The following is a 26528-nucleotide window of genomic DNA, read 5'->3' as shown; positions in this document are numbered from 1 at the left end:
CTTACGCGCCGGCTCGCTTGCAAAAAGTGATCTAGATCACTGTCGTTGCTGTGAGTCGTCTTCCGGCGGTTCCGGGTTCAATAGGCCCGGAGCGGGTCCAAAGTTTGGCCGGGCAAGCGACAGGAGGACGCGCCTAATCGAACCAGGCCGCGTAGATCTTCTTGTAGGTGCCGTCTTCCATCGCAATGTGCAGCCACTGGTCGACGAAGGCCTTGAGCGCCATGTCGCGCTGGATCCAATAGGCCTTCTCCGAAAAATCGAACGGCTTTTCCGGATGCACCGCGCAGAGCACGCCGGCGTGCTGCTTCTGCTGGTAGCGTGTCTCGGAGGCGTCCGTCATCATCAGATCGGCATTGCCCTTGGCGATCTCGTCGAAGATCACGGTATTGTCGGGGAAGACGGTGATCTCGGCCTCCTTGATGTTGGCGCGGGCGAAGCGTTCGTTGGTGCCGCCGGGATTGACGATGATGCGGGTGCCCTTCTTGTCGATGTCGGGCAGCGTCTGGTACTTGCCGACATCGGCGCAGCGCGCGATCGGCGTCTTGCCCTCGCGCATGATCGGAGTGGAGAAGAGGCCTTTCTTCTGGCGATCGAGCGTCACCGACACGCCGCCCATGGCGATGTCGAACTGGTCGGATTCGAAATCCTTCATCAGCTTCGGCCAGGCCGTCGGCACGAATTCGACCTTGACCCCGAGCGCCTTGCCGAGCGCTTCCGCCATGTCGACGTCGAAGCCGGAGAAACGCTGCGTGGTCTTGTCCAGATAGGTGAACGGCTTGTAGTCGCCGGTCATGCCGACGCGCAAGCTGCCGCGCTTGACGATCTCGTCGAGACGCGAGGGCGCCTGCTGCGCTTGGGCCGAAAGGCTCGCCAGCAACATCACGGCCAAGGCCGCCAAGACTCGAACGGATATTCGGACCATCATCTCTTTTCCACCCCTGCGCGAGCTGTCATTGTACAGCCGTCGGACGTGGATTTAGACCAGATGCCCGTCGCTGGCGAGGCAGAAATCGAAGGGAATCCTTGAGGTGACGATTTCGATGTACGAGGTCTCCGTCGGCCTGTTCGTGCCCAATTTGCGCAACCTGTCGGCACTGCTCGACAAGGGCGTCGCTTATGCTCAGGCCCGCAAGTTCAATCCGGCGATTCTGCTCGGCATGCGCCTTGCGCCCAACATGTACGATCTGGCGCAGCAGGTCGGCGAGGCCTGCCGCCATGCCACGGTCGCGCCGGCTCTGCTGGCGCAGTGCGAGCCGGTGGCGCTGCCGGCGCTGGAGCACGACATGGCCGGGCTGCAGGCGCGCATCGCAACGTCCATCGAGTTCATCGAGAGCCTGCCGCCCGCGGAGATCGATGCGGCGGCGGAACGGAATGTCTTCTTCAGGCTAAAGAACGGCACCGAGCTGCCCTTCACCGGGCGGACGCTGCTGCTGACGTTCAGCGTCCCGCAATTCTTCTTCCACGTCACCACCGCCTACGACCTTTTGCGGCACGCCGGCGTCGAGCTCGTGAAGAAGGATTATCTGGGGAGGAAGTAGCGGCAGGCTCGATGTCCACCTCTCCCCAGCGGGGAGAGGTCGGATTGCGTAAGCAATCCGGGTGAGGGGCCGCAATGCACAGTAAGACCTTAACCCCTCACCCGGATCGCATCTTCGATGCGCTCCGACCTCTCCCCACGGGAGAGGTGAAGAGAGACCTGGTGTGAAAGCCAGCTGGCCTACGCTTCGCCCTTGCGCTCGTAGTCGGCAAGCGAGCTGCGGCCGGCGATCTCGCTGCGCAGCAGCTCGAAGCGACTGTTCGCCTCATCTTGCTGGGTGTCGACGAAACGCACCGCGGCCTCGCTTGTCATGGGACCGCTGACCACGGGCGCGGACTGCTCGCCGATGGTCTCGTGGACGTAGTACTGCCCGTCATCGCCGCGATGGACCGTCCACTTCAGACGGATCGCGACCATGGGTCCCGGACCGACCTTGCTGTAGCCGTCGGCATCGGTGTGCTCGGGCACCAGCGGCTGCTCCTCGACCACGGGATGCTCGTCGATCACCGGATGCTCGTCCACGATCGGCGGCTCGTCAGAGGCGACGTGCTCACGCTCTCCGGCGACCACGATTTCGGTCTCGGTCTGGCGAATGACGAGAACGGGCTCGGGGTTCTCCAGAATGCTGGCGATGGTCGCCAACGCGTGGTCGGTCGGGTCGATCTCTGACAAGGGTCCATCCTCCAGCTCGCCGCGCCGGCCAGTCTGTCCCACCGCCGCCGCGTTTCAAGCCCATTACGCGCGTTTGATTAAGGCTGAGTTGGGGCCCGATCTGCACCAAAATGGGACGCTTTCTGGCGTTCCGAAGGCGGGCGGGTGAGCCGCCCGCCATCGCGACGTCAGCCCAGCACATCCTGGTTGATGACGTTCTGCCTGATAGGATCGCCGTCCAGCACGCTCAGGATATTGCGCGCGGTCTGCTCGCTCATGCGGCTCACCGCTTCGACCGTGACGCCGGCGACGTGCGGGGCCATGATGACGTTGGGCAACGCGAACAGCGCGTTGCTGACCGGCGGCGGCTCCACCTCGAACACGTCGATGCCGGCGCCGGCGATCTTTCCGGATTTCAGTGCGTCATAGAGCGCCGTTTCCTTCACGATGCCGCCGCGCGCGGTATTGATGAGGTAGGATCTATGCTTCATGCGGCCGATCCTGTCGGCATCGAACAGGCCGACGGTCTCCGCCGTCTTCGGGCAGTGGATGGTGACGAAGTCGGCGTGAGGCAGCGCGGCGTCGAGGTCGGTGACCGGCTCGCATCCGGCGGCCTTGATGTCGGCGGCTGCCTTGTAGGGATCATAGACCTGCACCTTCATCTCGAACGCCAGACAGCGCTTGGCGGTGCGGCTGCCGATGCGGCCGAAGCCGATGATCAGCACGGTCTTGCCGTAGAGGTCGAACGGCAGCATGCCGAGGCGATCAGCCCAGGTGCCCTCCTTGACGCAGGAATGCAGCTCCTGTGCGCGCTTGGCCAGCGTCAGCATCATGAACAGCGCCGCCTCCGCAACCGAGGGCGAGTTGGCGCTGCCGGCGACCATCAGCGGCACCTTGCGGCGGGAGAGGGCGGGCACGTCGACGGCGTCGTAGCCGACGCCGATGCGGGTCACCACCTTCATGTCGCGGGCGGCCTCGAGCTCGGTCTCGCCGAAGGCGGTGGCGCCGAGTGCCACGCCATGAACCGGCGCATGGCTCTTTAGCAAGGCCTCGAAATCCCTCGCCGAGATCAGGTTCGGAAACTCGACGAGCTCGATATCATCCCGCTGGGTGAGGAGGGCACGTGCCCCTTGCGACAAAGTCTGTGTAACGAAAATCTTCTTCTTGTTGGTCGCCATCGCTCCCCTGCCTGCGCTTTTTGAGGCGGCGTCACAGCACGACGCCGGTCTCCTCATTTAGCAGGTGCATGTTGTTGAGGTCCATCGCCAGGCGCATGGGTGCCCCGTCCTTGGCGCCGGCATTGGGATCGACGCGGCCGCAGACCGGCGTGCCGTCGAGCCCGAAATAGACCAGCGTCTCCATCCCCATCGGCTCGGTAACGTCGAGCACGGTGTCGAACGTCTCGACCCCCGGCGCAAGATGCGCATGCGACTCGGTGAGATGCTCGGGCCGGATGCCGAGCAGCAGCTTGTCGGTGCGCGGCAACGCGTTGTAGCGCGCGGCGCGGGCCGGCGGCAGCGCGAAGGCGATGCGGTCGGTGAGGCGCAGCTGAAGCGTGCCGGCGACATCCTCGAGCCGGCACGGAATGAAGTTCATCGCGGGCGAGCCGATGAAGCCCGCCACGAAGCGCGTCGCCGGCTTGTGATAGAGCTCGTTTGGCGTGCCGATCTGCTCGATCTTGCCCTTGTTCATGACGACGACGCGATCGGCCAGCGTCATCGCCTCGACCTGGTCGTGGGTGACGTAGACCGTGGTGGTGCGCACCTTCTGGTGCACCTTCTTGATCTCGATCCGCATCTGAACGCGCAGCTTGGCGTCGAGGTTGGACAGCGGCTCGTCGAACAGGAAGACCTTGGGATTGCGCACGATGGCGCGGCCCATGGCGACGCGCTGGCGCTGGCCGCCGGAGAGCTGCTTCGGCTTGCGGTCGATCAGGTCGGTGATGTCGAGAAGCCGGGCGGCTTCGGTCACCCGGGCCTTGATCTCGGCCTTGGGATAGTGCTTGAGGCGCAGCCCGAACGACATGTTCTCGGCGACCGTCATGTGCGGATACAGCGCGTAGTTCTGGAACACCATGGCGATGTCGCGGTCCTTCGGCGGCACGTCGTTGACGACGTCGCCGCCGATCATGATGTCGCCGTCGCTGATGTCCTCGAGGCCCGCGATCATGCGCAGCGTGGTCGACTTGCCGCAGCCGGAGGGGCCGACCAGCACGATGAACTCATGGTCGGCGATGTCGAGGTCGATGCCGCGCACGGCTTCGACATCGTCGTAACGCTTGACAACCTTCCGCAAAGCAACGTCAGCCATCGAACTTCAGCTCCTCGTCATCAACCCTTTGTCGCGCCGGCGGTCAGGCCGGCAATGTAGTAGTCCATCAGGAATGCGTAGATGATCAGCGGCGGCGCGGCGCCGAGCAGCGCGCCGGTCATGATCTGTCCCCAGTTGAAGACGTCGCCCTTGATCAGGGTGGTGGTGATGCCCACCGGCAGCACGAGCTGGTCGACCGACGTCGTGAACACCAGGGGATAGAGGAACTGCGCCCAGGACACCGTGAAGGCGAAGATGGTCGCGGCGATCAGCCCGGGCAGCGCCACCGGGATGAAGATCCGTGTCAGCGTCTGCAGCCAGGAGGCGCCGTCGATCAGCGCGGCTTCATCGAGCTCCTTCGGGATCGAGGCGAAATAGCCGATCATGATCCAGGTGCAGAACGGCACCGTCAGGGTCGGATAGATGAACAGCAGCACGTACCATCTGTTGAGCAGCGTGATGCCGGTGTAGTCCTGGACCAACGCCAGCATCTTGAACAGCGGGATGAACAACAGGCTGTCCGGGATGAGGTAGGTGAGGAAGACGCCGGTTGCCAGCGTCGTCGAGCCCCAGAACTTCATGCGTGCCAGCGCGAATGCCGCGGGAACGCTGATCAGCATGGTCACGAGGACGACGGCGAGCGAGACGATCGACGAATTCCAGAAGAAGCGCAGGAACTGGTTGGAGGTCAGGAGCTCGACATAGTTCGACAAGGTGGGGTGAAACACCCACCAGGGATTGGTCGCCGCCGATATCTCCGCGCTGCTCTTGAGCGAGGTGATCAGCATGTAGATCGGCGGCGTCAGGAAGAAGATCGCGAACAGCACCAGGAAGAAATAGGACCAGCGCAGCGCCCAGGCGCGGTCCCGGCTCATGCTGCCATACTTGACCTTGCGCGACGGTCCGGCCTTGTCGATTGCAAGCGTGCTCATCAGGCTTCATTCCCGCGTTTGGAGACATCGCGCAGGATGAAAATCGCTGCGATGGCGAGGATCGGCACCATGAACAGCGAGACGCTGGCGCCGAGCGGAATGTCGCTGCCTTCGATGCCGACCTTGAAGGCCCAGGTGGCGAAGATATGCGTCTGGTCGAGCGGGCCGCCCGAGGTCAGGATGCGGACGATGTCGAAATTGGCGAAGGTCACGATCAGCGAGAACAGCGCCGTGATCGCGATGATGTTCCGCATCATCGGCAGCGTGATGTACCAGATCTTCTGCCACCAATTGGCGCCGTCGATCGCCGCGGCCTCGTAGAGCTGGTCCGGCACCGATTTCAGCGCGGCCAGATACATGATCATGAAGAACGGCGCGCCGTACCAGATGTTGACGAGGATGACGGAAAAGCGCGCCCACACATTGTCGCCGAGCCAGTTGATCGGGCCGATGCCGAAGAACGAGAGCGTGTAGTTGAAGGCGCTGTAGGAGGGGTCGAACAGCCACAGCCAGGCCAGCGTGCTCATCGCCGGCGGGATCACCCAGGGCACCAGCAGCATGCCGCGCCATTTGCGCTGCCCCTTGGCCGGAATGTTGTGCACGAAATGGGCGACGATGAATCCGATCAGCGCCTTGAAGAACACGGCCGTGACGGCAAAGATGCAGGATTGCTTCACCACCATCCAAAAGGTGTCGCGCTTGAACAGGAACAGGAAGTTGCCGAAGCCGACGAACTTCTGCATCGACTTGTTCAGCGTCGCGAGATGGACGGAGTAGACGGCGGGATAGAGCACCAGAAGCGCTATCAGCAGGATCAGCGGCAGCGTCAGGAAGAACGCGACCGTCGATTTTCGTCCCAGGACATTGCGAAGGCTGGCCGGCTTGCGCGCGCGCGCCGCACGGACCGCTTGACCTTGCTCAACGACGACATCGGCCATGGCGTAGCTTTCTCGGAAATTGTCGACTGGCGAAGCCGGCCCGATCGGCCGGCTTCCTCGATTGGCGGCGCGCGATGCGTGGCGGCTCACGCCTCGAGCGTGAACCGCCTGGCACACGCCCGGCATCAACTCCGCATGAAGCCCTCGCACTCGCCTTCGGCCCAGGCGAGCGTGGCCTCCATCTTTTCGCCCTGCGCATAGCGCAGCGCCATCTTGGTCAACGTCGCCTGGAAGTAGATCTGCTGCGCGATCTTGGGCGGCGCCGGAGACGCCGCGATCGACAGCGTCTGATGATTGTTGGGATTCGGATAGTGATACAGCGTCCCCTTCGGCGGCGCTTCCTCGGCCCAGGTCTTCAGCGTCGTCATGTTGGCGTAGGCGGGCAGATCGTAGCCGCCGCTCGCCGCGACGAACTTTTCGATCGACGACGGCTGCGACAGGTAGGTGAGGAGGCTCTTGGCCGCTTCCTTGTTCTTGCTGAAGCTCCAGAGGCCCCAGAAGTACGGCAGGTAGGGCGCGAAGCGGCCCTTGGGCCCGGACGGCATGCCGTGGGTCCAGCACTGCTCGGCGATTTGCGGCGCGTCGCGCCTGGCGACCGCCCAGGCGCTCGGCGGATTCAGGATCATCGCGCCGCGGCCCGAGATCAGCCATTTGTTGTTGGAGGCATCGTCCCAGGACGGAGCGTCCGGCGGCAGGAAGGCGATCAGCTTCTTGTAATATTCGAGCGCCTGACGAACGGCATCGGTCTTCACCGTGACGTCGCCCTTGGCGTTGACGAGCTCGGCACCGAACGACTGGAAGATCGCGCCTGCGGTGTCGACGCTGTCAGTGGTTTCGCCGAGGCCGATCCCGAATGGCACGCCGCCCTTGTGGCAGGCCTCGGCCGCCTTGAGGAAGGTCTCCAACGTCCAATTGTCCGCCTTTGCGGGCGCGCCGGCAGGGTACAATTCCTGCACGTCGATGCCGGCATGCTTCTTCATCAGATCGATGCGTGAGCAGGGCCCCTTGATCTGGCTTCCCGGGATTGCGGGAACGGCGAGCCACTTGCCGCCGGCCTGGCCGAGATATTTGACGGTGCCGTTGACCTCGCCGTTCTGCTTGATGAGCGGCTCCATGACGTCGTTCACCGGCTCTAGATTTTCAGAGTAGGCGTGCGGCCACCAGGTCGGCATCTGCAGGATGTCGTGGCCGGATTTCGCCTGTGCCTCGGCAGCGACCGTGAGCTGGATCTTGTTGTTGTTGCTGGTGATGTAGTCGATCGAGACGTCGACCTTCTCCTTTTCGCCCCATGCTTTGACCATGGCGGTGGAGGCGTCGTTGGCATTCGGCACCCAATGGTCCCAGAAGCCGATCGAGAGCTTGCCGGCGGCGTAAGCGCCCCGGACATAGGGCGCCGAGATCAGCGCCGCGGAGGACATTGCAGTGGCAGCCACAAATTGACGTCGCGTCAGTGTCTTGCGTGACATCTCGTTTCCTCGCTTGGGTGTTGTTGTTGGAGTTTCCTCTGAGACTTCTTTCTTGAGTTCTTGTTGCTCGATTTTCTTGTTGGTGCCGTCGGCAGGCGTGAGGCAATTCACGCAGGTCGCGGCAAATTGGTAGCGCGATCAGATCATGATTGATCGCATCTGTCGAGAAAGCCGAATGGCTTCGCGTCTAAAACTAATGGTGTGCCCGGAAACGTCGCAATGCGTGGCGAGCGACGCGGCTGCAGGCGCGGCGCACGGTGTTTTTTGCGACGCACACTTCGCGCCAAACGGTCTCAAACGCTGTCGTGCGCATTTACGCCGCAGTTTGGATAAACGCTTCGCGTGAAAGACTTTTCGGGCGTGGACAGCAATCGGCCGCGTCTGGACCTCGAAGCGGCGGAAACGATAGAGTTGCGCCTAGTGGCTGACTCCCGCTGACAGGCCAGATCGATGATGGAGACGAGAATGATCAAACCGGCGCTACCCGCGCGGCTTCACCTGCGGCGATGCCTTGCGCTGGGATCCGTGCTCGCGCTGTTGCTCGGGGCAGCCGCGGTGGCGAATGCGCAAGGTCTCGTCAAGGGCGTTCAGGAAGGCGCAGCGGCCGGAAACAAGGCGGCAGGTCCGGTCGGTGGCGTGCTCGGCGGCGCCATCGGCGGCGTGGTCGGCGTCTTCACCGGCGTGCTCGGCGTCGGCAACAATAGCAATCAGGCGCCGCCGCCCAAGGAGGCCGGCAAGGACACGGCCAAGGATTCCAAGCAGCCGGGCGGGGCCAAGGACAAGGACGCCAAGAGCGCCAAGGGCAAGGGCGCCAAGGCGACCAAGGAGGCGAAGAACGCGCCGCAGGACAACAAGGGCAAGGACAACAAGGAAGTCACGGTTCTGACTCAGCCCGGCGCGCCGCAGCTGACCGCCGAGCAGATCGTCGCCAACAGCGATTCCTACATCGAGCGGATCAAGAGCCAGCTGAACCTCACGCCGGATCAGGAAAAGCACTGGTACGGATTCTCGAGCGCGATGCACTACCTCGGGCATAATGGCGCAGAGCGGCTCAACCTGCGGATTGCGCGCGCCAAGCGCGATCCGCCCGACGACATCATCGAGCAGATGCGCAACGAGGCCCAGTTCCTGATCGATCGCGCCGCCGATCAGCGCAACGTCGCCGACGCCGCCGAGCCGCTCTTTTCGAGCCTCGACGACAAGCAGAAGCAGGTGTTCATCCAGGAGATGGTGCACCTCAGCCACGAGCGTGGGCTGGATTGATCAAGTTGAATCGGTTCGGGCGCGTCTGAATTAACGGCGCCCGCCACGAATTCGTGTATCCACAGCGCAATTCGGTTATGCTTAGCTTCGCAAGGCTGATTGCGGGGTTGATATGGCGGACGGACTCTCCGTTTTCCTGGTCGAAGACGAGGCGTTGATCCGGATGATGATCGCCGACATGGTGGAGGAGCTCGGCCACCACGTCGTTGCGGAGGCAGACAATGTGCGCGACGCCAGCGCCTTTGCCATGACCGCGCAGTACGATCTGGCCATCCTCGACATCAATCTGATGGGCGTCTATGTCGATCCCGTCGCCGACCTGATCGAACGTCGCGGAAAGCCGTTTCTGTTCGCCACAGGCTACGGTCCGGAACTGCTGCCGTCCTTGCTCCGGCGCAGGCCGATCCTGCGCAAGCCGATCGCGATGGATCAGCTCAAGGCAATGATCGATTCGATGTTTCCCGAGCCGTCAGCCAAAATCCCGAGCTGACCGATCGCGCCTTTGGCGCATGGCCGGAGAGGGGCTCAACCGGCAGGGGTGCGGCCGTTCCTCAGCACCCTGGCAATGGTGTGAGCCGTCATGGCCGCGCGGTCCGAAGCGCGCTGGGCAGCCAGCTGGTCGCGTGCCTTTTCCTCGATCAGGAGCTTGATGAGCGCCAGCCGCTTGTCTTCGCTGTCCGCTTCGCGCAACAGGCGGTGATAGCGATGATAGTCGAAACCCGGATCCTGCTTACGCATGTCACGCCCCCGCAACTACGCCACACACGGGGAGATTGTTTCTCATCGGGAACATGCAGGCAAGCACGAACCTGCGTGGAACCGCCGGTAGGCTGAATCAGCTGTGCATGACGGGAACTCGCCGCGCGGAGGTCGCCCTCAGCCGGGATTGTGCTCGGCAAACATCGTCAGGCCGAGGAAGCTCGCATCCGGCTTGATCACGAGCCTGGTCGGGATATTGCGCAAATAGTCCTGAAACCGTCCCTTGGCTTCAAAGCGCGCCCGGAACGCGGAGGCGGCGAGGAACTCGCGGAAGCGCGGCACGATTCCGCCGGCAATATAGACGCCGCCGCGGGCGCCGAAAGTCACCGCGAGATTGCCGGCGACCGAGCCGAGGATGGCGCAAAACATCTCCAGCGTCGCGCGGCTGACCGGACAGCTGTTCTCCAGCGCAGCCTTGGTGATCGCGGCGGCATCGCGATGCGGCACCTGAACGCCGTCAATCTCGGCCAGCGCCTCGTAGAGGTTCTGCAGCCCGGAACCCGAGAGGGCGCCGCGCTCGATGGAGACATGGCCGAGGCGCCGGCGCAAGCAGGCGATCACGCGCTCCTCGCGCTCGTTCTCGGCCGGCAGGGTCGCATGTCCGGCCTCAGTGACGACGGCCAATCGCGAACCATGGCGGTCGACCAGGCAGGAGACACCAAATCCGGTTCCGGGCCCCACGACCAGCAACGGCTCTCCGGGCAAGCCGTCGCCGCCGCCGAGCGGGACCAGGTCGGAAGACTCCAAGGCGGGCAGGGACCAGGCCACCACCTCGAAATCGTTCAGCACATGGACGCTGTCGAAGCCGAGCGCGCCCTGCAGCTCGTTGCCGTCGATGACCCAGGGGCTGTTGGTCATGACGCAGCGATTGTTGGTGACGGGACCTGCCACGGCCAGCACCGCGCGATGGGGCTGCTCGCCGTTCGACCGGCGCGCCAGCACGTCCGCGATGGCTTCGCGGACGGTCGGGAAGTCCGCGACCTTGACATAGTCGATCGGTCTGGTCTGACCGCTCGGGCTCAGCGCGAAGCGCGCATTGGTGCCGCCGATATCGGCGAGAAGAATTTTTCCGGTCTTGCCGATATTCATGGCCTCATCGCCGCCACGACCTTCAGGCCCTGGCAGCCCTGTCCTCCGCTCCTTCGACCCGATCCGCCTGGCGCGGGCGGTGCGAGAATCTGCCCTTGGGTGCGCCTAGTCAACACGGACGAGGTCAAACCGTTGCATCGTGGCGGCTTGCACTGACCAATTCGCGCAGCTGCCGCGCGCGCCAGTGGTTGCGAAGCAGCGCGGGAAGGCCGACACTGAGCTGGCTCGCCCGGTGCCCTCGCGCCCGGCAGATCGAATGGGACGGCGATGAAGATTTCCGACCGCGACGTGCTGCTGGTGATCGACGTACAGAACGACTTCTGCACCGGTGGGGCGCTCGCCGTTCCCGGTGGCGAGAAGGTCGTCCCCGCCATCAACAGGATCGCCCAAAAATTCGCCAATGTGGTGCTGACGCAGGACTGGCATCCGAGCGACCACGCCTCGTTCGCGCCGAACCATGCCGGCAAGCAGCCGTTCCAGACCATCGAACTCGACTACGGACCGCAGGTGCTCTGGCCGACGCATTGCGTGCAGGGCACGGCCGGCGCGGAATTTCATCGCGATCTCGACGTGACGCGGGCGAGCCTCGTCGTGCGCAAGGGCTTTCGCCGCGGCATCGATTCCTATTCGGCGTTGTTCGAGAACGACCATCGGACACCGACCGGACTGCTGGGTTATTTGCGCGAACGCGAGCTGAAGACCGTCTTTGTCGCCGGCCTGGCGCTGGACTTCTGCGTCCGCTTCTCGGCGGAAGATGCGCGCAAGGCGGGGCTGGAAGTCGCCGTCATCGAGGATGCCTGTCGCGGCATTGATCTCGACGGCTCGGTCGCGGCGACCCATCGGAGTTTTCGGGACCTCGGCATTGCTGTCGTGAGCCTCGAGGCGTTTTTGTGAGGATGTCGAGGTAGCCATGGTGGACAAGACCGCCAAACCGCCACGCGGGCCAGGGCAGGCTCCCGATGATCCGCGGCTCTGGCCGTTTGCCGCGGCGCAGCTCGCCATGGATGCCTGCTTCTGGTGGCTGGAGCGGGCACCCGAGAAACAGGGTGACAGCAGCCTGCCATGGACGACGCCGAGCCGCGTTGCGCTGGAGCTCGCAACTGTGCGCTTGCGCGATTGCTCGCAGACCCGGTCCGGCCAGCCGGCGCTGGTCTGCGCGCCCTATGCGCTGCACCGGGCCCTGATCGCCGATTTCGCCCCAGGCCACAGCGTGGTGCAGTCGCTGCAGAATGGCGGCATCGACCGGGTCTATCTCACCGACTGGCGGTCGGCGACACCGGACATGCGCTATCTCTCGATCGACAGCTATCTCGGCGATCTCAACGTCGCCATCGACGAGATCGGCGCTCCGGTCGATCTCGTCGGGCTGTGCCAGGGCGGATGGCTGTCGCTGCTCTATGCCGCGCGCTTTCCAGCCAAGGTGCGGCGGCTGGTTCTCGTCGGTGCTCCCGTGGACCTGTCGATCGAGTCCTCGCTGTCCCGGCTCGCCCGTAACGCACCCGAGCTGGTCTATGACCAGCTCGTCGCGCGCGGCGGCGGCAATGTCAGCGGCGAGGAGATGCTGCGCTTCTGGTCCAAAGCGCCTGACCACGACGCTATCGTGGCGGCATTGCAGCGGGATCTCTCGGACGAGCAGGGCACTGAGCTGCTGGCGCGGTTCGACCATTGGAACGCCGAGACGCTCAACCTGCCGGGCACTTATTATCTCGAGATCGTCAACGCGATTTTCCGGAAGAACCGGATCGCCGAGGGCAGTTTCGTCGCGCTCGGCCGCCCGATCGACCTGAAGGACGTCAGGGCGCCGATCTTCCTGCTCGCCGGGCTCGACGACGATGTGGTGCCGGCGACGCAAGCGCTCGCCACCGCCGGTCTCGTCGGCACGCCACCAGCCTTCATCGCGGCAGCGTCCGAGCCCAGCAACCATCTCGGCCTGTTCATGGGCGCGCGCACCCATGCGCACGCCTGGCCCCGGATCGCCGGGTGGCTGCGCAGCGATCTGCCTGGCGTGCTGGCCCGCAGCGCCTGAGCTCGCCGGCATAGGACCGGCCGAGGCGCAAATCCGTTATGCATGATGCCGGATGGCCTGCACGGGGCCAGATCGATGGGCTACATATGACCGGAGCTGACGGCGACGGCCGCCGGCAAGAGACTTAAGGGTGCTGCGCTCGATGACTTTCCACTCGATTTACGCCCATGGATTTGCGCGCGTGGCGGCCTGCGTGACCACCTCCCACGTCGCCGATCCCACGGCCAACGCGAAAGCCGTCGTGGCGGCGGCCAATGCCTGCCATGAGCAGTCGGTCGCGGTTGCCGTGTTTCCCGAGCTGTGCCTGTCCGGTTATGCCATCGAGGACCTGGTGAAGCAGGATCCGCTGCTCGATGCGGTCGAGCGCGGGCTGGCAGGGATCGTTGAGGCCTCTGCGGAGCTGATGACGGTCCTGATCGTCGGGGCGCCGCTGCGCTTTGGCAATCGCATCTACAACTGCGCCGTCGTCATTCATCGCGGCAACGTCCTCGGCGTCGTGCCGAAATCTTACTTGCCGACCTATCGCGAGTTCTACGAGGGTCGGCATTTCGCCTCCGGTGCCGGCATCGCCGGCGAGACCGTCGCCTTTGGCGGCATGCACGCGCCGTTCGGCGTGGATCTCCTGTTCGCGGCCGAGGACGTTCCAGGCCTCACCATCGGCGTCGAGATCTGCGAGGACATGTGGATCCCGGTGACGCCGGCCTCGGAGCTCGCGCTTGCGGGCGCGAGCGTGCTGATCAACCTCTCGGGCAGTCCGATCACGATCGGCCGGGCGCGCTCGCGCGCGCTGCTGTGCCAATCGACCTCGGCGCGCTGCCTCGCAGCTTACGTCTATTCCGCAGCCGGGGCCGGGGAATCCACCACCGATCTCGCCTGGGACGGCCAGACCTCGATCTACGAGAACGGCGTGCTCCTGGCTGAGGGCGAGCGGTTCCGCCAGGGCGGCCAGATCACGCTGGCCGACGTCGATCTCGACCTGCTCAGGCAGGAACGCGCGCTGATGGGAACGTTCGACGACAACAGGCGGCAGCGCGAGGCATTTTTCCGCAAGGTGACATTTGCCCTGAAGCCGCCGGCGGCTGATATCGGCTTCCTGCGCAAGGTCGAGCGCTTTCCGTTCGTGCCGAGCGATGAGAGCCTGCTCGAGCAGGACTGCTACGAGGCCTACAACATCCAGGTCGCCGGGCTGGTGCAGCGCATGCGCGCCACCGGCACCAAGCGCGTCGTGATCGGCGTCTCGGGCGGGCTCGATTCCACCCATGCCCTGATCGTTGCCGCCAAGGCGATCGACCTGCTCGGCCTGCCGCGCGACAACATCCTGGCCTACACCATGCCGGGCTTTGCGACCGGCAGCGAGAGCAAGACCAACGCGCTCGCGCTGATGAAGGCGCTGCAGACGAGCTGGCAGGAGCTCGACATCCGCACCACGGCGACGCAGATGCTAAAGGATATCGGCCATCCCTTCGGCAAGGGCGAGAAGGTCTACGACGTCACCTTCGAGAACGTGCAGGCGGGCCTGCGCACGGACTATCTGTTCCGGCTCGCCAACCATCACGGCGGCATCGTGATCGGGACCGGCGATCTCTCCGAGCTTGCGCTCGGCTGGTGCACCTATGGTGTCGGCGACCAGATGGCGCACTACAACGTCAACGCCGGCGTGCCGAAGACGCTGATCCAGCATCTGATCCGCTGGGTGATCTCCTCGAAACAATTCAGCGACGACGTCAACCGGACGCTCGGATCGATCCTGGCGGCCGAAATCTCGCCCGAGCTCGTGCCGGTCGAGGCCGGCCAGAAGCCGCAGAGCACGGAAGCGTCCGTCGGACCTTACGAGCTGCAGGATTTCAACCTGTTCTATACGCTGCGCTTCGGCATGCGGCCGTCCAAGATCGCCTTCATGGCGCTCCAGGCGTGGAAGGACGTTGCCAAGGGGGAATGGCCGCCGGCATTCCCCAGCGACCGGCGCAAGGCCTATGATCTGCCGGAGATCCGCCGCTGGCTGGACGTGTTCCTGCGCCGTTTCTTCGCCTTCAGCCAGTTCAAGCGCTCGGCCATGCCGAACGGACCGAAGGTCTCGGCCGGCGGCTCGCTGTCGCCACGCGGCGACTGGCGCGCGCCCTCGGATTCGAGCGCGGCGGCATGGCTCGAGGATCTCGAGCGGAACGTACCGAACTGATCGGAGCAGCGGATCGGGTGGGATGATCGGATGACGGCTGGCGATGAGGCGGAAGCGGGTGAGGAGGCCCGGGTCGTCAACGGCCTCTACATCTTCGACATCGAGATGCGGGACGGCAAGCGTGGGCAGGCCAGGGGCGTGGTCGTGCTCTGCGACGGCCGCATCATGGGCGGCGACAGCTACTTCTACTACACCGGCAGCTACACCTTCCGTAACGGCAAGTGGCGGGGCGACATGATCGTCAACCAGCACACCGAGGCGGTCGGCAGGACGCTCGCATTCGGCGGCCGGGAGGTCACCTGCGGCTTTTCCGGCGTCTATTTTCCCGGGGGTGCGGAAGTCGAAGGCATGGCGCTGGTCGGCAAAACCACGGTGACATTCACGGCGCGACTGACGCTGAAGGATGCGATGTGATGGCGACTTGATTGGTTCACTTCCACGACTGCGTTCCTGCTCAGGAACCTTCGCACGGACAGAACGTTCGCGTTTGTCGTTGCGAATTGTCGAGGAGAGGGACCATGCGTCAACATTTGATGTTATCGACTGCGGCCGTCGGACTCATGCTTGCGTCCGGCCTTGCCTACGCCCAGGCGCCGGCTGAGCGCAGGGACGAGCCGAAACGGACCGAGGAACCGGCCAAGGGCGCCGGTCCGCAGCGCGGCGGAGCCCAGGAACGTGTTCAGGAGCGCGCGCAGGGCGCTCAAGAACGACTGCAGGGCGCGGGCCGCGAAGAGAAGGGCGGCGCTGCCAAGCAGGAGGCGAACGACGACAAGCGCCAGCCGGCCAGTTCTGCCGAGCGCAATCAGCCGAAGGGGAAGGATCAGGCACAAGAATCTCGCGAACCTTCGCGTGATCGCAACCGGGAGGCGGAGAGCACCAAGCCGGGACGCGACAGCAAGAGCAGCGCCGATACCAAGCAGGACAAGTCTGCGCCGCAGAAATCAACCGCAGAGTCCGAGAAATCCAAGACGGGGCCGGCGGGCGCGGCTGGCCAGCAGAACGAGCGGGCGGGAGCGACAGCCAACCAGAACGAGCGCAACCAGAGCCAGCCGCCGCGCAATGCCGCCGAGCAGCAGCCGCCGGCGCAACAGAACAACCGGCCGGCCACCGCGACGGATACCAGCCGCACGGCTCCGACCAACAATGCACAGACCGCGCCCGGCTCCACGGGCACGCAAACCAATCAGGCCAACCAGACCACGCAGACCAACACGCAGGTCAATCAGCAGGCCCAGATGACGACCGAGAGGCAGGTGCGGATCTCCGAAACCGTGAGCCGCGCGCGCCTCGCGCAGCCGGAGCGCAATCTGAACATCTCGATCCGGGTCGGCGAGACCATTCCCTCGCGCGTACGTCTCCATCGGCTTCCGCCCGAGATCGTCTCGATCGAGCCGCAATATCGGGACTACGAGTACTTTGCCACGGAGGACGACGTCGTCATCGTGGAGCCGCGCACCCATCGCATCGTCAGCCAGGTGCCGCGCGATCCGTCGCGCGCCCGCGCGCAGATGGGCGGCAGCGCGTCGTCGAGCATGGCGGCAGCCGGCGGAAGCAATGTGAACTGCCAGATCATGCGGCGTGATGCCTCGGGCAATGTCGCCCAGGCGGAGCCTTCGACCGTTGGCTCGACCGCGCGCACGGATTCCCTGAGCGTGACGGTTCAGATGCCCGGCGGCGGCTCGTCCGCGCCAATTGCGCTCGGCACTGCCGCGGGGAATATCGTGGTCGCGACGCAAGGGCAGGGCGACTGCACGGTGACGATCGAGCCGCAGACGCGCTAAGCGCCGAAACAAAAAAGGCGCTGAAACGACAACGCGCCGCCCGGATGCCCCACCGGACGGCGCGTTGCTGCGTTCAATCTAAAAAGTTTCGAGGTCCGGAGTGCCTAGGAGTCCGGACCTCGTCACCTTGCCCCAGCCTTCAATCCCCCGCCCCATGTGGTCCCCCAACCCCATGTAGCGCGATCAGAGGGTGATGCCCGTGGAAGTGCGCCGATCGATGTCCCGCGATGTACGCGAAGGTCGGTTAGGATTCCATTCCGGATCACTACGGACACGATAGCGCTTGCCATGTGCCCGTTCGGCATCTCTCGCAGCGATCGCCGCTGCCTGACTCGCAACGCGCGCGGGCAGGAGATGTCCACATCTCGTCCGCGCTGCCGAAGACGGATTTCACCGGCCTGTCATTGAACTGGTCTAGCGCTGCTCTCCGTCATCGCTGACGACGAAGGAGCATGCCATGTCGAAGCCGGTGCTGGGCGCCGCATTGTCCATCAAATCGATCCCTGCGCATCGCGACTGGCTTCTCGAAAAGCAGCGCGATCTGGAAATCCAGGACTTCTTCCGCGCCGATCTGCTCGATAGCGACTGGCGCGCAACCGCCGGCGAGATCAAGCAGATGCTTTCCGGTCACACCGGCCGGCTCGGCATCCACGGCCCGTTCTGGGGCTTCAAGATCGACAGCCACGATCCGATGATCCGCCAGGCCGTGACCAAGCGTCTGCTCCAGGGGCTGGAGGCCGCCGAGTTCCTCGGCGCCACGCAGATGGTGATCCACTCGCCGTTCACGACCTGGGACCACAACAATCTCGATCTCTATCCGGACAACCGCGCCAATATTGTCGAGCGCGTCAAGGCGACGCTGGCCGAGGTGATCGCGCGTGCCGAGACGATCGGCTGCGAGATCGTCATCGAGAACATCGAGGACAAGGACCCGCGCGACCGCGTGCGGCTCGCCAAGGCGCTGGAAAGCAGCAAGGTCCGCGTCTCGCTCGACACCGGACACGCCAACTATGCCCACATCTCGACCGGCGCGCCGCCAGTCGATTATTACGTCGAGACCGCCGGCGACATGCTGACGCATGTGCACCTGCAGGACACCGACGGCTTTGCCGACCGGCACTGGGCGCCGGGCGAAGGCAACATTCCCTGGGTTGCCGTGTTCCGCGCACTTGGCCGGCTGACTTCAAATCCACGGCTGATCCTCGAACTCCGCAATCACGACGACGTCCGCAAGGGCGCGGCGCATCTCGCCGCGCTCGGTCTCGCCGAATAACAGATATCACCAAAGGGCAGGGGTCCTCCTCATGAGCAAGCTCACCCGTCGCACCATCCTGAAGTCCGGCGGCGCCGCCGCAAGCACCTTGCTGCTGCCGCGCTTTGCGATCGCGCAAGCAGACAACCGTCCATCAGTGACGATCGCGGTGCAGAAGGTCACCAATGCGAACGTTCTCGACGTGCTGCGCGAGCAGTCCAATGTCGGCGAGCGGGTGTTCTTCTCCTCGATCTGGGAAGGCCTAATCTCGAAGAACTGGCGCGGCAAGCTTGAAGTCGTGCCGGGCCTTGCCACCGAATGGCGCCGCATCGACGACCAGACGGTCGAGGTGAAGCTGCGCCAGGGCGTCAAGTTCCACAACGGCGACGAGCTGACGGCGGAAGACGTCGTGTTCACCTTCAGCCGCGAGCGCATGTTCGGCGAGACCGAGGCCAAGAACCGCTCCACCATCAAGGCGTTCGAGAAGATCCCGACGCCGCGCCCGGGCAAGGAGTTGCCGCCGGACGTCCCCGCGGTCGCCCGCCGCATCTGGCCGGACCTGGTGCGCGTCGATGCCGTCGACAAGTACACGGTGCGCTTCTACAACGCGACGCCCGACGTCACCATCGAGGGCCGGCTGTCGCGCTACGGCTCGGACATCATGAACCGCCGTGCCTGGGAAGAGGCGGCAAGCTATCTCGACTGGGCCCGCAAGCCGGTGACGACCGGCCCCTACAAGGTCGTCGAGCTCAAGCCCGACGTGTCGCTGACGCTGGAAGCCCATGATGAGTATTGGGGCGGCCGTCCGCCGCTCAAGCGCATCCGCTTCCTCGAAGTGCCCGAAGTCGCAAGCCGCATCAACGGGCTGCTCTCGGGCGAATATCAGTTCGCCTGCGACATCCCGCCGGACCAGATCGCCGGCATCGAGAAGAATGCCGCGTTCGAGGTGCAGGGCGGCACGATTCAGAATCACCGCCTCACCGTGTTCGACAAGAACCACGCCGTCCTCGCCAATCCACTCGTCAGGCGCGCCTTCACCCATGCGATCGACCGCCAGGCGATTGTCGACAGCCTGTGGGCCGGCCGCACCCGCGTGCCGAAGGGCCTGCAATGGGAATTCTACGGCGACATGTTCAACGCCGACTGGAGCGTACCGGCTTATGATCCCAAGCTGGCGCAGGATCTGCTCAAGCAAGCCAATTACAAGGGCGACCCGATCCCGTACCGCCTGCTCAACAATTACTACACCAACCAGGTCGCCACCGCGCAGATCCTGGTCGAGATGTGGAAGTCGGTCGGCCTCAACGTGCAGATCGAGACCAAGGAGAACTGGTCGCAGATCATGGAGCGCGCACCGACCCGCGCCGTGCGCGACTGGTCGAACTCGGCCGCGTTCAACGATCCGGTGTCCTCGCTGGTCGCCCAGCACGGGCCGAACGGCCAGCAGCAGCAGATCGGCGAATGGACCAATGTCGAGCTGAACACGCTCTCCGAATTCCTGGAGACGTCGACCGACCGCGCGGCACGCAAGAAGGCGTTCCGCCGCATGCTGGAGATCGCCGAGCGCGAAGATCCCGCCTACACGGTGCTGCACCAGAACGCGACCTTCACGGCCAAGCCGAAATCGATCAAATGGAAGGCGGCGCCCGCCTTCGCGATGGATTTCCGCGCCGGCAATTTCGAGGTCTGACGGTGCCGCCGCTGGTCAGCATCGAGGACTTGCGCGTCGCCTTCAATGGCGTGCCGGTCCTGCGCGGCGTCGATATTACCTTGCAAAAGGGCGAGGCCATCGGCCTCGTCGGCGAGTCCGGCTCCGGCAAGTCGGTGACGTGGCTGGCCGCGCTCGGCCTGTTGCCGCGGCATGCGCAGGTCTCGGGCTCGGTGCGGCTCGACGGGCGCCAGATTCTCGGCGCTCCGGCCGCCGAGCTCGACCAGGTCAGGGGCGGCCGCATCGCCATGATCTTCCAGGATCCGGCGAGCGCGCTCAACCCGGTGCTGACCATCCGCAAGCAGCTCTGCGAAGCGCTGGCGCTTCATCGCAATCTCTCCGGCAACGCCGTGAAGGCGGAAGCGCGGCGGCTGCTCGACCTCGTCGGCATTCCCGATGCGAGCCGCCGGCTGGAGGCCTATCCGCATGAATTCTCGGGCGGCCAGGTCCAGCGCATCATGATTGCGATGGCGCTGGCCGGCAATCCCGATCTCCTGATCGCGGACGAGCCGACCACGGCGCTCGATGCCACCATCCAGGCGCAGATCCTGGAGCTGCTTTCCACGGTCCGGCGCGAGCTCGGCATGGCGATGGTGCTGATCAGTCACGACCTCGGCGTCGTCGCAGAGAATTGCGACCGCGTCGCGGTGATGTATGCCGGCTGCATCGTCGAGCAGGCCCCGAGCAACCAGCTGTTCGCCGATCCCGTGCATCCCTATGCGCAAGGGTTGATCGGCGCGCTGCCCCCGCTCGATGGTCCGCGGCGGCGCCTCACCGCCATCCCCGGTACCGTGCCTGATCCCGCGCACATGCCCGGCGGTTGCGCCTTCGCGCCGCGTTGCGCGCTGGTCGCGGAATCATGCGGCCTTGCGGCGCCGAGCCTGGCGCCGATCGCCGATGATCGCAGCGTCGCCTGCATCCGCGCCGAGGCCTCGCGCCGCGCGCTGCTCGGGATTGCCGCCGAATGAGCCCGCCGCTCGTCGAGGTCTCCGCGATCTCGCGCACCTATGCGATGCGGTCCGGAATGTTCGGGCGAGCTGCGGCCGTGCATGCCGTCGACGGCGTGTCGCTGAGGATTGCCAGAGGCCAGACGCTGGGTCTCGTCGGCGAATCCGGTTCAGGAAAATCCACCACGGGGCGCATCGTGCTCGGCCTCGAGCCGCCCGACAGCGGCGAGGTGCGGTTCGACGGCAAGCCGATGGCCGCGCCTGGGACGACGGCGTGGCGCGCGCAGCGCGCGCGGGTGCAGATGATCTTCCAGGATCCGCTCGGCGCGCTCGACCGGCGGCTGCCGGTCGCAACGCAGATCCGCGAGCCGCTCGACGTTCACGGCCTCGGCACGCCCGCGATGCGCGAGGAGCGCGTTCGCGAGCTGCTGCGCGCCGTCGAGCTCACGCCGGCGCATGGCGCGCGTTATCCGGGCGCGCTCTCCGGCGGCCAGCGGCAGCGCATCGTGCTGGCCCGGGCGCTCGCCACGAAGCCGGATTTCCTGGTTTGCGACGAGCCGGTCAGCGCGCTCGACGTCTCGATCCAGGCGCAGGTGGTGAACCTGCTCTGCGATCTCCAGGCGCAGCTGGCGCTGACGCTGCTGTTCATCAGCCACGATCTGCGCGTCGTCAGGCAGATCAGCAACGTCGTCGCCGTGATGTATCTCGGCCGCATCGTCGAGATCGGCAGCGCCGACGATCTGTTCGCGCGTCCCGAGCATCCCTACACCCAGGCGCTGGTCTCGGCCTCGCCAGCGCCGGGCCGCCGCAGCGCGGGCCGCATCGTTTTGGCAGGCGATCCGCCGAACCCGGCCGCGCGCCCCACAGGCTGCGCCTTCCATCCGCGCTGCCCGCGGGCGATCGCACGCTGTGCGAGCGAGGTGCCGGCGCTGTCCGCCGTCGGCGGCGACCGGCAGGTCGCCTGCCATCTCGTCACCGGCGCTGCGACACGGGATGCCGCGTGATGGGACGCTATTTCGCCATCCGCATTAGCCGCGCCGCGCTCACGATTGTGCTCGTCGTCACCTTCGCCTTCATCGTGTTGCGGCTGTCGGGCGATCCCGCGCTGATGATCCTGGGGCCGGAGGCGCCGCCTGAGGTGCTCGCGGCGTTTCGCAAGGCCTGGGGCCTCGATGATCCGATCTGGGCCCAATATTTCGATTATTTCGGCGCCATCGCCAAAGGTGAGCTCGGCCGCTCCATGCGCGATGGCCGGCCCGCGATCGAGCTCGTGCTCGAACGCATCCCGGCCACGCTGGCGCTGACGCTGCCGGCGTTCTTTTTCAAGGTCGCACTCGGCATTCCCGCCGGGATCTACGCGGCGCTGCATCGGGGCTCGGGGATCGACCGCGCCGTGATGATGACGGCGGTCGCCGGCTTCACCGTCCCAAGCTTCGTGCTCGCGCTGCTGCTGGTGCTCGTCTTCGCCGTGCAGCTCGGCTGGCTGCCTTCGGGCGGACAGGACAGCTGGCGCCACGCCATCCTGCCGATCGCAACGCTCAGCCTCGGCGGCGCGGCGGTGCTGGCGCGCTTCACCCGCAGCGCCATGCTGGAGGTGCTGGGCCAGCCCTATATCCGCACGGCCTCCGCAAAAGGCGTGCCGTGGCGCAAGGTGGTGACCTCGCATGCGCTGCCGAACGCGGCGATCCCGACCGTGACCATTCTCGGCTTCATGGTGGGCACGCTGATCGCCGGTGCCGTCGTGGTCGAGAGCGTGTTCGCCTGGCCGGGAGTAGGGCGCCTGCTCGTCGTTGCGGTTGCCAATCGCGACCTCGCGGTCGTGCAGTGCATCCTGCTGCTGGTTGCGATGACCATGGTGACGTCCAACCTGATCGTCGATTTCCTCTACGGCTTCCTCGATCCGCGCCTGCGCAGCAAGGGAGCCCATGCATGACCGACGCGACGCTGAAGGATACGTCTGTCCGCCGCCGCATCAGCCTGCCGGCCATTCCGGTCTCGGTTGCGCTGGCGGTCAGCTGGATCGTCGCGATGCTCCTGATCGCGGCCTTCGCGGAGAAGATCGCGCCTTACGGCTTCACCCAGCTCGACCTGCGCAACCGGCTCGCTGCGCCCGGCAACGCCGCGCACTGGCTCGGCACCGACGAGCTCGGCCGGGACGTGCTGTCGCGGCTGCTCGTTTCCATCCGCATCTCGCTGCTGATCGCCTTCGACGCCACCGCGATCTCGGCCGTAGCAGGCACCACGCTCGGCTTCCTCGCCGCGCATTTCCGCGGGGCCGTCGAGCAGCTCGTGCTGATGCTGTCCGACTTCCAGGCCAGCATGCCGTTCCTGATCATGGCGCTGGCCGTGCTCGCCTTCTTCGGCAATTCGCTGCCGCTCTTGATCGGCCTGATGGGCCTGTTCGGCTGGGAACGCTATGCCCGCATCGCACGCGGCCTTGCCATCTCCGCCAATGCGCAAGGCTACGCCGCGGCGGTCCGCCAGTTGGGCGCGACGCCGTCGCGGATCTACCTCCGGCACATCCTGCCCAACATCGCCTCGACCCTGATCGTCTCGACGACCCTGGTCTTCCCCGAGGTGATCCTGATGGAATCCGGCCTGTCCTTCCTCGGCCTCGGCGTGCAGCCGCCGATGACCAGCCTCGGCAACATGGTCGGCTACGGCCGCGAATATCTGACCCGCGCGCCCTGGATCATGCTGGCGCCGGCGACCACCATCGTCGTGACCACACTGGCCGTCTCCGTCATCGGCGACTGGCTGCGCGACCGGCTGGATCCGACGCTGCAATAGGGGCTCATATCTCGTGTCCCGGACGCGCGAAGCGCGAGCCGGGACCCAGCAGGCCACATGGGCCCCGGCTCTGCAGCGCATCGTCGCGCCGGACGATGCTTCGCATCGCCGGGCTAACGCTGCGCTGCGTCCGGGGCACGTGCGTGCCCCCGCGCCGGGAGCAGAGGAGCCCTGTCCAGCCCAAGTTCCCGTTGCGCCCGCCGGGTCCGTGCGCTATCCGGCCGGAAAGGCCTGAGGCGGCTCCACATTTTCCCGCCCGGCCCGCAAACCCGAGGACGGAAACCGCCATGCCAGCCTATCGCTCCCGCACCACCACCCACGGCCGCAACATGGCGGGTGCCCGCGGCCTCTGGCGCGCGACCGGCATGAAGGACGCCGATTTCGGCAAGCCGATCATCGCGGTGGTCAATTCCTTCACCCAATTCGTGCCCGGCCACGTCCACCTCAAGGATCTCGGCCAGCTGGTCGCCCGCGAGATCGAGCAGGCCGGCGGCGTGGCCAAGGAGTTCAACACCATCGCGGTCGATGACGGCATCGCGATGGGCCATGACGGCATGCTCTACAGCCTGCCGTCGCGCGAACTGATCGCCGACAGCGTCGAGTACATGGCCAACGCGCACTGCGCCGACGGCCTCGTCTGCATTTCCAATTGCGACAAGATCACGCCGGGCATGCTGATGGCAGCGCTCAGGCTCAACATCCCCGCCGTGTTCGTCTCGGGCGGGCCGATGGAGGCCGGCAAGGTCAAGCTGGCCGGCAAGACCAAGGCCGTCGACCTCATCGACGCCATGGTGGCGGCGGCCGATAGCAAGGTCAGCGACGACGACGTCAAGGTGATCGAGCGCTCGGCATGCCCGACCTGCGGCTCCTGCTCGGGCATGTTCACCGCCAATTCCATGAACTGCCTGACCGAGGCGCTCGGCCTCGCGCTGCCCGGCAATGGCTCGGTGGTCGCAACCCATGCCGACCGCAAGCGCCTGTTCGTCGAGGCCGGCCACACCATCGTCGATCTGGTCCGCCGCTATTACGAGCAGGACGATGCATCCGTGCTCCCGCGCAACATCGCCAACTCTAGGGCGTTCGAGAATGCGATGACGCTCGACATCGCCATGGGCGGCTCGACCAACACCGTGCTGCATCTGCTCGCCGCCGCCCATGAAGGGCAGGTCGAGTTCACCATGCGCGACATCGACCGGCTGTCGCGCCGCGTGCCCGTGCTCTGCAAGGTCGCCCCGTCGGTCGCCGACGTGCATGTCGAGGACGTGCACCGCGCCGGCGGCATCATGGGCATTCTCGGCGAGCTCGATCGCGCCGGGCTGATCGACACCTCTGTTACGACCGTGCACGCGCCGACCATGAACGAGGCGCTGGAGCGTTGGGACATCAAGCGCACCAAGAGCGAGACGGTGCGCACCTTCTATCGCGCCTCGCCGGGCGGCATCCCGACGCAAGTCGCCTTCAGCCAGGAGCGCCGCTACGACGAGCTCGATGCCGATCGCGAGAAGGGCGTCGTGCGCGACCTCGAACACGCCTTCAGCAAGGACGGCGGTCTCGCCGTGCTCTACGGCAACCTCGCGCAGGACGGCTGCATCGTGAAGACCGCCGGTGTCGATGCCTCGATCCTGAAATTCTCCGGCCCCGCGCGCGTGTTCGAAAGCCAGGACGCGGCGGTTGAAGGCATTCTGGGCGGCAAGGTCGTCGCCGGCGAGGTCGTCGTGGTGCGCTATGAAGGCCCGCGCGGCGGCCCCGGCATGCAGGAGATGCTGTATCCGACCAGCTATCTGAAATCGATGGGCCTCGGCAAGGCTTGCGCGCTCGTCACCGACGGTCGCTTCTCCGGCGGCTCGTCCGGCCTGTCCATCGGCCATCTGTCGCCGGAAGCCGCCGAAGGCGGCAACATCGGCCTCGTGCGCGACGGCGACCGCATCGCCATCGACATCCCGAACCGCAGCATCAGCCTCGAGGTCTCCGACGAGGAGCTCGCCAAGCGCCGCGCTGCGGAGGAGGCGAAGGGCGATGCCGCCTGGCAGCCGACCAACCGCAAGCGCAACGTCTCCACCGCGCTGCAGGCTTACGCCGCGCTCACTACCAGCGCCGCGCGCGGCGCGGTGCGCGAGGTGAAGCGGCGCGGCAAGTAAGCGCCTGATCGGCACCAAAAGGCTGGATCGAAGATCTTCGGAACGACGCGCGGCTCCGCGCGAGCACGCGCATGCGCCGTTGCAGGAAACGCGAAGCCGAAGCGGAGATTCGGAAAGAACGGCTCCCGCCTCCCCGGGGGGCGTGGGCTGGTTGGGTGGGGAGCGGGAGCCGTTTGCGCAGTGGGCACCCGACGTGCGGGCTCGCCCGCCAGGCACCGTCAACTTAGTGCATTTGTCCACATTTCGCTATTTAATTTCTATTAATTTTATTTTTATTTGTTATTTAATTGTGCCATTGTGAAAAATCGTCAAAATCCCTTTTTCCGAATTCGGCCGAGGCGGTCGCCGTATCGAGATCCGTCCGCACAAGTCCGGATTTCCAGTAGCGGAGTTAGCCATGAGTCATTCTCCCTCACTCGTGCCGCAAATCACGACAGACCGGGACGTCTATCTCGTGCTCGATGACTTCGGCCGCCGGCTGGGCCGGGCCTGGTGTGAGACGGCCGAGGAGGACGCCAATCGCGCGACCCTGCTCAGGCATCTCGCCGAGGGGCAGTATCTCCATCCCACACGTATCGTGGCCTTCAATACCGCGGAGGGATGGTCGCGGGATGCCACCGCCGAAATCGCCGATGAGCTGCGCCGCCGCTTCGTCGAGCTCGAGGAGACCGATCCCTCGCTGCTGGAGTTCCTGGAAAGAGCAGCGAGGCGTTGAAGCTCGATTGTCGAGGGCCGTCGCGACGGCGCTGCAGGCCAGGCCTCGCT

25 protein-coding genes are annotated in these 26528 nt (G+C 65.3%); 16 read left to right on the top strand and 9 right to left on the bottom strand.

Annotation, left to right across the window (positions count from 1 at the left end; translation table 11 throughout):
* Positions 1–133 precede the first annotated feature (133 nt).
* A complete protein-coding gene (locus tag N2602_RS20085) occupies positions 134–925 on the bottom strand; it encodes a transporter substrate-binding domain-containing protein (protein WP_172789615.1) in 792 nt (263 codons plus the stop codon).
* Positions 926–1040: 115 nt separating this feature from the next.
* On the opposite strand from N2602_RS20085, the gene N2602_RS20080 reads away from it, so the two are divergent.
* The gene (locus tag N2602_RS20080) at positions 1041–1538 is read left to right on the top strand and encodes a DUF1993 family protein (protein ID WP_260383687.1); all 498 of its coding nucleotides are present in this window, start codon (positions 1041–1043) and stop codon (positions 1536–1538) included.
* 179 nt (positions 1539–1717) lie between these two features.
* Here N2602_RS20080 and N2602_RS20075 read toward each other — a convergent pair whose 3' ends face one another.
* The 6 genes from N2602_RS20075 to N2602_RS20050 all read right to left on the bottom strand — a co-directional run bounded on the left by N2602_RS20075 (position 1718) and on the right by N2602_RS20050 (position 7834).
* Complete coding sequence (locus N2602_RS20075) at positions 1718–2209, bottom strand: hypothetical protein (protein WP_260379190.1); 492 nt, start codon at positions 2207–2209, stop codon at positions 1718–1720.
* Positions 2210–2376: 167 nt separating this feature from the next.
* Positions 2377–3366: a hydroxyacid dehydrogenase gene (locus N2602_RS20070; RefSeq protein WP_260379189.1), complete on the bottom strand. Its 990-nt coding sequence runs from the start codon at positions 3364–3366 to the stop codon at positions 2377–2379.
* Positions 3367–3397: 31 nt separating this feature from the next.
* Complete coding sequence (locus N2602_RS20065) at positions 3398–4498, bottom strand: ABC transporter ATP-binding protein (protein WP_172789618.1); 1101 nt, start codon at positions 4496–4498, stop codon at positions 3398–3400.
* Positions 4499–4518: 20 nt separating this feature from the next.
* Entirely contained in the window at positions 4519–5430 is a 912-nt protein-coding gene (locus N2602_RS20060; RefSeq protein ID WP_061881679.1) for a carbohydrate ABC transporter permease, read from the bottom strand.
* A complete protein-coding gene (locus N2602_RS20055; RefSeq protein ID WP_172789619.1) occupies positions 5430–6368 on the bottom strand; it encodes a carbohydrate ABC transporter permease in 939 nt (312 codons plus the stop codon). The genes N2602_RS20060 and N2602_RS20055 overlap by 1 nt, the downstream gene beginning before the upstream one ends.
* 125 nt (positions 6369–6493) lie before the next feature.
* Positions 6494–7834 carry an ABC transporter substrate-binding protein gene (locus N2602_RS20050; protein ID WP_172789620.1) on the bottom strand — a complete coding sequence of 447 codons (1341 nt, stop codon included), beginning with the start codon at positions 7832–7834 and terminating at the stop codon, positions 6494–6496.
* Between the two features lie 465 nt (positions 7835–8299).
* Here N2602_RS20050 and N2602_RS20045 point away from each other — a divergent pair, with 465 nt between their 5' ends.
* Together N2602_RS20045 and N2602_RS20040 are read left to right on the top strand one after the other, a co-directional pair.
* Positions 8300–9097, top strand: coding sequence for a Spy/CpxP family protein refolding chaperone (locus N2602_RS20045; protein ID WP_172789621.1), 798 nt, complete (start codon positions 8300–8302; stop codon positions 9095–9097).
* A 112-nt stretch (positions 9098–9209) separates the two neighbouring features.
* Positions 9210–9587 (top strand): response regulator, encoded by a 378-nt coding sequence (locus tag N2602_RS20040; RefSeq protein WP_172789622.1) that lies wholly within the window; start codon positions 9210–9212, stop codon positions 9585–9587.
* A gap of 35 nt (positions 9588–9622) precedes the next feature.
* Here N2602_RS20040 and N2602_RS20035 read toward each other — a convergent pair whose 3' ends face one another.
* The gene (locus tag N2602_RS20035; protein ID WP_260379187.1) at positions 9623–9835 is read right to left on the bottom strand and encodes a hypothetical protein; all 213 of its coding nucleotides are present in this window, start codon (positions 9833–9835) and stop codon (positions 9623–9625) included.
* Positions 9836–9973: 138 nt separating this feature from the next.
* Positions 9974–10945, bottom strand: coding sequence for a glucokinase (glk, locus tag N2602_RS20030; protein ID WP_260379186.1), 972 nt, complete (start codon positions 10943–10945; stop codon positions 9974–9976).
* A 267-nt stretch (positions 10946–11212) separates the two neighbouring features.
* On the opposite strand from glk, the gene pncA reads away from it, so the two are divergent.
* From pncA to N2602_RS19965, 13 genes are all read left to right on the top strand, one after another.
* Positions 11213–11839 (top strand): bifunctional nicotinamidase/pyrazinamidase, encoded by a 627-nt coding sequence (gene pncA, locus N2602_RS20025; protein ID WP_172789625.1) that lies wholly within the window; start codon positions 11213–11215, stop codon positions 11837–11839.
* Positions 11840–11855: 16 nt separating this feature from the next.
* Positions 11856–12971 (top strand): alpha/beta fold hydrolase, encoded by a 1116-nt coding sequence (locus tag N2602_RS20020; protein ID WP_260379185.1) that lies wholly within the window; start codon positions 11856–11858, stop codon positions 12969–12971.
* A 142-nt stretch (positions 12972–13113) separates the two neighbouring features.
* Positions 13114–15147, top strand: coding sequence for an NAD(+) synthase (locus N2602_RS20015; protein ID WP_260383686.1), 2034 nt, complete (start codon positions 13114–13116; stop codon positions 15145–15147).
* A 30-nt stretch (positions 15148–15177) separates the two neighbouring features.
* Entirely contained in the window at positions 15178–15561 is a 384-nt protein-coding gene (locus N2602_RS20010; RefSeq protein ID WP_172789628.1) for a GrlR family regulatory protein, read from the top strand.
* 104 nt (positions 15562–15665) lie between these two features.
* Entirely contained in the window at positions 15666–16928 is a 1263-nt protein-coding gene (locus N2602_RS20005) for a DUF1236 domain-containing protein (protein WP_260379184.1), read from the top strand.
* Between the two features lie 457 nt (positions 16929–17385).
* Complete coding sequence (locus tag N2602_RS20000; protein WP_212257095.1) at positions 17386–18201, top strand: sugar phosphate isomerase/epimerase; 816 nt, start codon at positions 17386–17388, stop codon at positions 18199–18201.
* A gap of 31 nt (positions 18202–18232) precedes the next feature.
* Entirely contained in the window at positions 18233–19870 is a 1638-nt protein-coding gene (locus tag N2602_RS19995; RefSeq protein ID WP_260379183.1) for an ABC transporter substrate-binding protein, read from the top strand.
* Between the two features lie 2 nt (positions 19871–19872).
* Positions 19873–20856: an ABC transporter ATP-binding protein gene (locus N2602_RS19990; protein ID WP_260379182.1), complete on the top strand. Its 984-nt coding sequence runs from the start codon at positions 19873–19875 to the stop codon at positions 20854–20856.
* Complete coding sequence (locus N2602_RS19985) at positions 20853–21839, top strand: ABC transporter ATP-binding protein (protein WP_260379181.1); 987 nt, start codon at positions 20853–20855, stop codon at positions 21837–21839. Before N2602_RS19990 ends, N2602_RS19985 begins: the two co-directional genes overlap by 4 nt.
* A complete protein-coding gene (locus N2602_RS19980; RefSeq protein ID WP_260379180.1) occupies positions 21839–22768 on the top strand; it encodes an ABC transporter permease in 930 nt (309 codons plus the stop codon). Before N2602_RS19985 ends, N2602_RS19980 begins: the two co-directional genes overlap by 1 nt.
* On the top strand, positions 22765–23625 hold the full coding sequence (locus N2602_RS19975) for an ABC transporter permease (protein WP_260379178.1): 861 nt from the start codon (positions 22765–22767) through the stop codon (positions 23623–23625). The genes N2602_RS19980 and N2602_RS19975 overlap by 4 nt, the downstream gene beginning before the upstream one ends.
* A 287-nt stretch (positions 23626–23912) precedes the next feature.
* Positions 23913–25763: a dihydroxy-acid dehydratase gene (gene ilvD / locus N2602_RS19970; RefSeq protein WP_260379177.1), complete on the top strand. Its 1851-nt coding sequence runs from the start codon at positions 23913–23915 to the stop codon at positions 25761–25763.
* A gap of 397 nt (positions 25764–26160) precedes the next feature.
* Positions 26161–26478, top strand: a complete 318-nt coding sequence (locus N2602_RS19965; protein WP_172788926.1) for a hypothetical protein — start codon at positions 26161–26163, stop codon at positions 26476–26478.
* Positions 26479–26528 lie beyond the last annotated feature (50 nt).

This window comes from Bradyrhizobium sp. NC92 (assembly GCF_025200865.1).
In the GTDB taxonomy this organism is placed as follows: domain Bacteria; phylum Pseudomonadota; class Alphaproteobacteria; order Rhizobiales; family Xanthobacteraceae; genus Bradyrhizobium.
Note: the sequence above shows the minus strand (reverse complement) of the source record. Positions and strands in the feature narration are given on the sequence as shown.

Bases quoted from the DNA above. Each gene is read 5' to 3' on its own strand.
- N2602_RS20035 (WP_260379187.1), bottom strand. From the start codon at position 9,835: ATGCGTAAGCAGGATCCGGGTTTCGACTATCATCGCTATCACCGCCTG.
- N2602_RS19995 (WP_260379183.1), top strand. From the start codon at position 18,233: ATGAGCAAGCTCACCCGTCGCACCATCCTGAAGTCCGGCGGCGCCGCC.
- N2602_RS20050 (WP_172789620.1), bottom strand. From the start codon at position 7,834: ATGTCACGCAAGACACTGACGCGACGTCAATTTGTGGCTGCCACTGCA.
- N2602_RS20060 (WP_061881679.1), bottom strand. From the start codon at position 5,430: ATGAGCACGCTTGCAATCGACAAGGCCGGACCGTCGCGCAAGGTCAAG.
- N2602_RS20080 (WP_260383687.1), top strand. From the start codon at position 1,041: ATGTACGAGGTCTCCGTCGGCCTGTTCGTGCCCAATTTGCGCAACCTG.
- pncA (WP_172789625.1), top strand. From the start codon at position 11,213: ATGAAGATTTCCGACCGCGACGTGCTGCTGGTGATCGACGTACAGAAC.
- N2602_RS20065 (WP_172789618.1), bottom strand. From the start codon at position 4,498: ATGGCTGACGTTGCTTTGCGGAAGGTTGTCAAGCGTTACGACGATGTC.
- glk (WP_260379186.1), bottom strand. From the start codon at position 10,945: ATGAATATCGGCAAGACCGGAAAAATTCTTCTCGCCGATATCGGCGGC.
- N2602_RS20085 (WP_172789615.1), bottom strand. From the start codon at position 925: ATGATGGTCCGAATATCCGTTCGAGTCTTGGCGGCCTTGGCCGTGATG.
- ilvD (WP_260379177.1), top strand. From the start codon at position 23,913: ATGCCAGCCTATCGCTCCCGCACCACCACCCACGGCCGCAACATGGCG.
- N2602_RS20045 (WP_172789621.1), top strand. From the start codon at position 8,300: ATGATCAAACCGGCGCTACCCGCGCGGCTTCACCTGCGGCGATGCCTT.
- N2602_RS19975 (WP_260379178.1), top strand. From the start codon at position 22,765: ATGACCGACGCGACGCTGAAGGATACGTCTGTCCGCCGCCGCATCAGC.
- N2602_RS20015 (WP_260383686.1), top strand. From the start codon at position 13,114: ATGACTTTCCACTCGATTTACGCCCATGGATTTGCGCGCGTGGCGGCC.
- N2602_RS19965 (WP_172788926.1), top strand. From the start codon at position 26,161: ATGAGTCATTCTCCCTCACTCGTGCCGCAAATCACGACAGACCGGGAC.
- N2602_RS19985 (WP_260379181.1), top strand. From the start codon at position 20,853: ATGAGCCCGCCGCTCGTCGAGGTCTCCGCGATCTCGCGCACCTATGCG.
- N2602_RS20055 (WP_172789619.1), bottom strand. From the start codon at position 6,368: ATGGCCGATGTCGTCGTTGAGCAAGGTCAAGCGGTCCGTGCGGCGCGC.
- N2602_RS20070 (WP_260379189.1), bottom strand. From the start codon at position 3,366: ATGGCGACCAACAAGAAGAAGATTTTCGTTACACAGACTTTGTCGCAA.
- N2602_RS20000 (WP_212257095.1), top strand. From the start codon at position 17,386: ATGTCGAAGCCGGTGCTGGGCGCCGCATTGTCCATCAAATCGATCCCT.
- N2602_RS20010 (WP_172789628.1), top strand. From the start codon at position 15,178: ATGACGGCTGGCGATGAGGCGGAAGCGGGTGAGGAGGCCCGGGTCGTC.
- N2602_RS20005 (WP_260379184.1), top strand. From the start codon at position 15,666: ATGCGTCAACATTTGATGTTATCGACTGCGGCCGTCGGACTCATGCTT.
- N2602_RS19980 (WP_260379180.1), top strand. From the start codon at position 21,839: ATGGGACGCTATTTCGCCATCCGCATTAGCCGCGCCGCGCTCACGATT.
- N2602_RS20040 (WP_172789622.1), top strand. From the start codon at position 9,210: ATGGCGGACGGACTCTCCGTTTTCCTGGTCGAAGACGAGGCGTTGATC.
- N2602_RS20020 (WP_260379185.1), top strand. From the start codon at position 11,856: ATGGTGGACAAGACCGCCAAACCGCCACGCGGGCCAGGGCAGGCTCCC.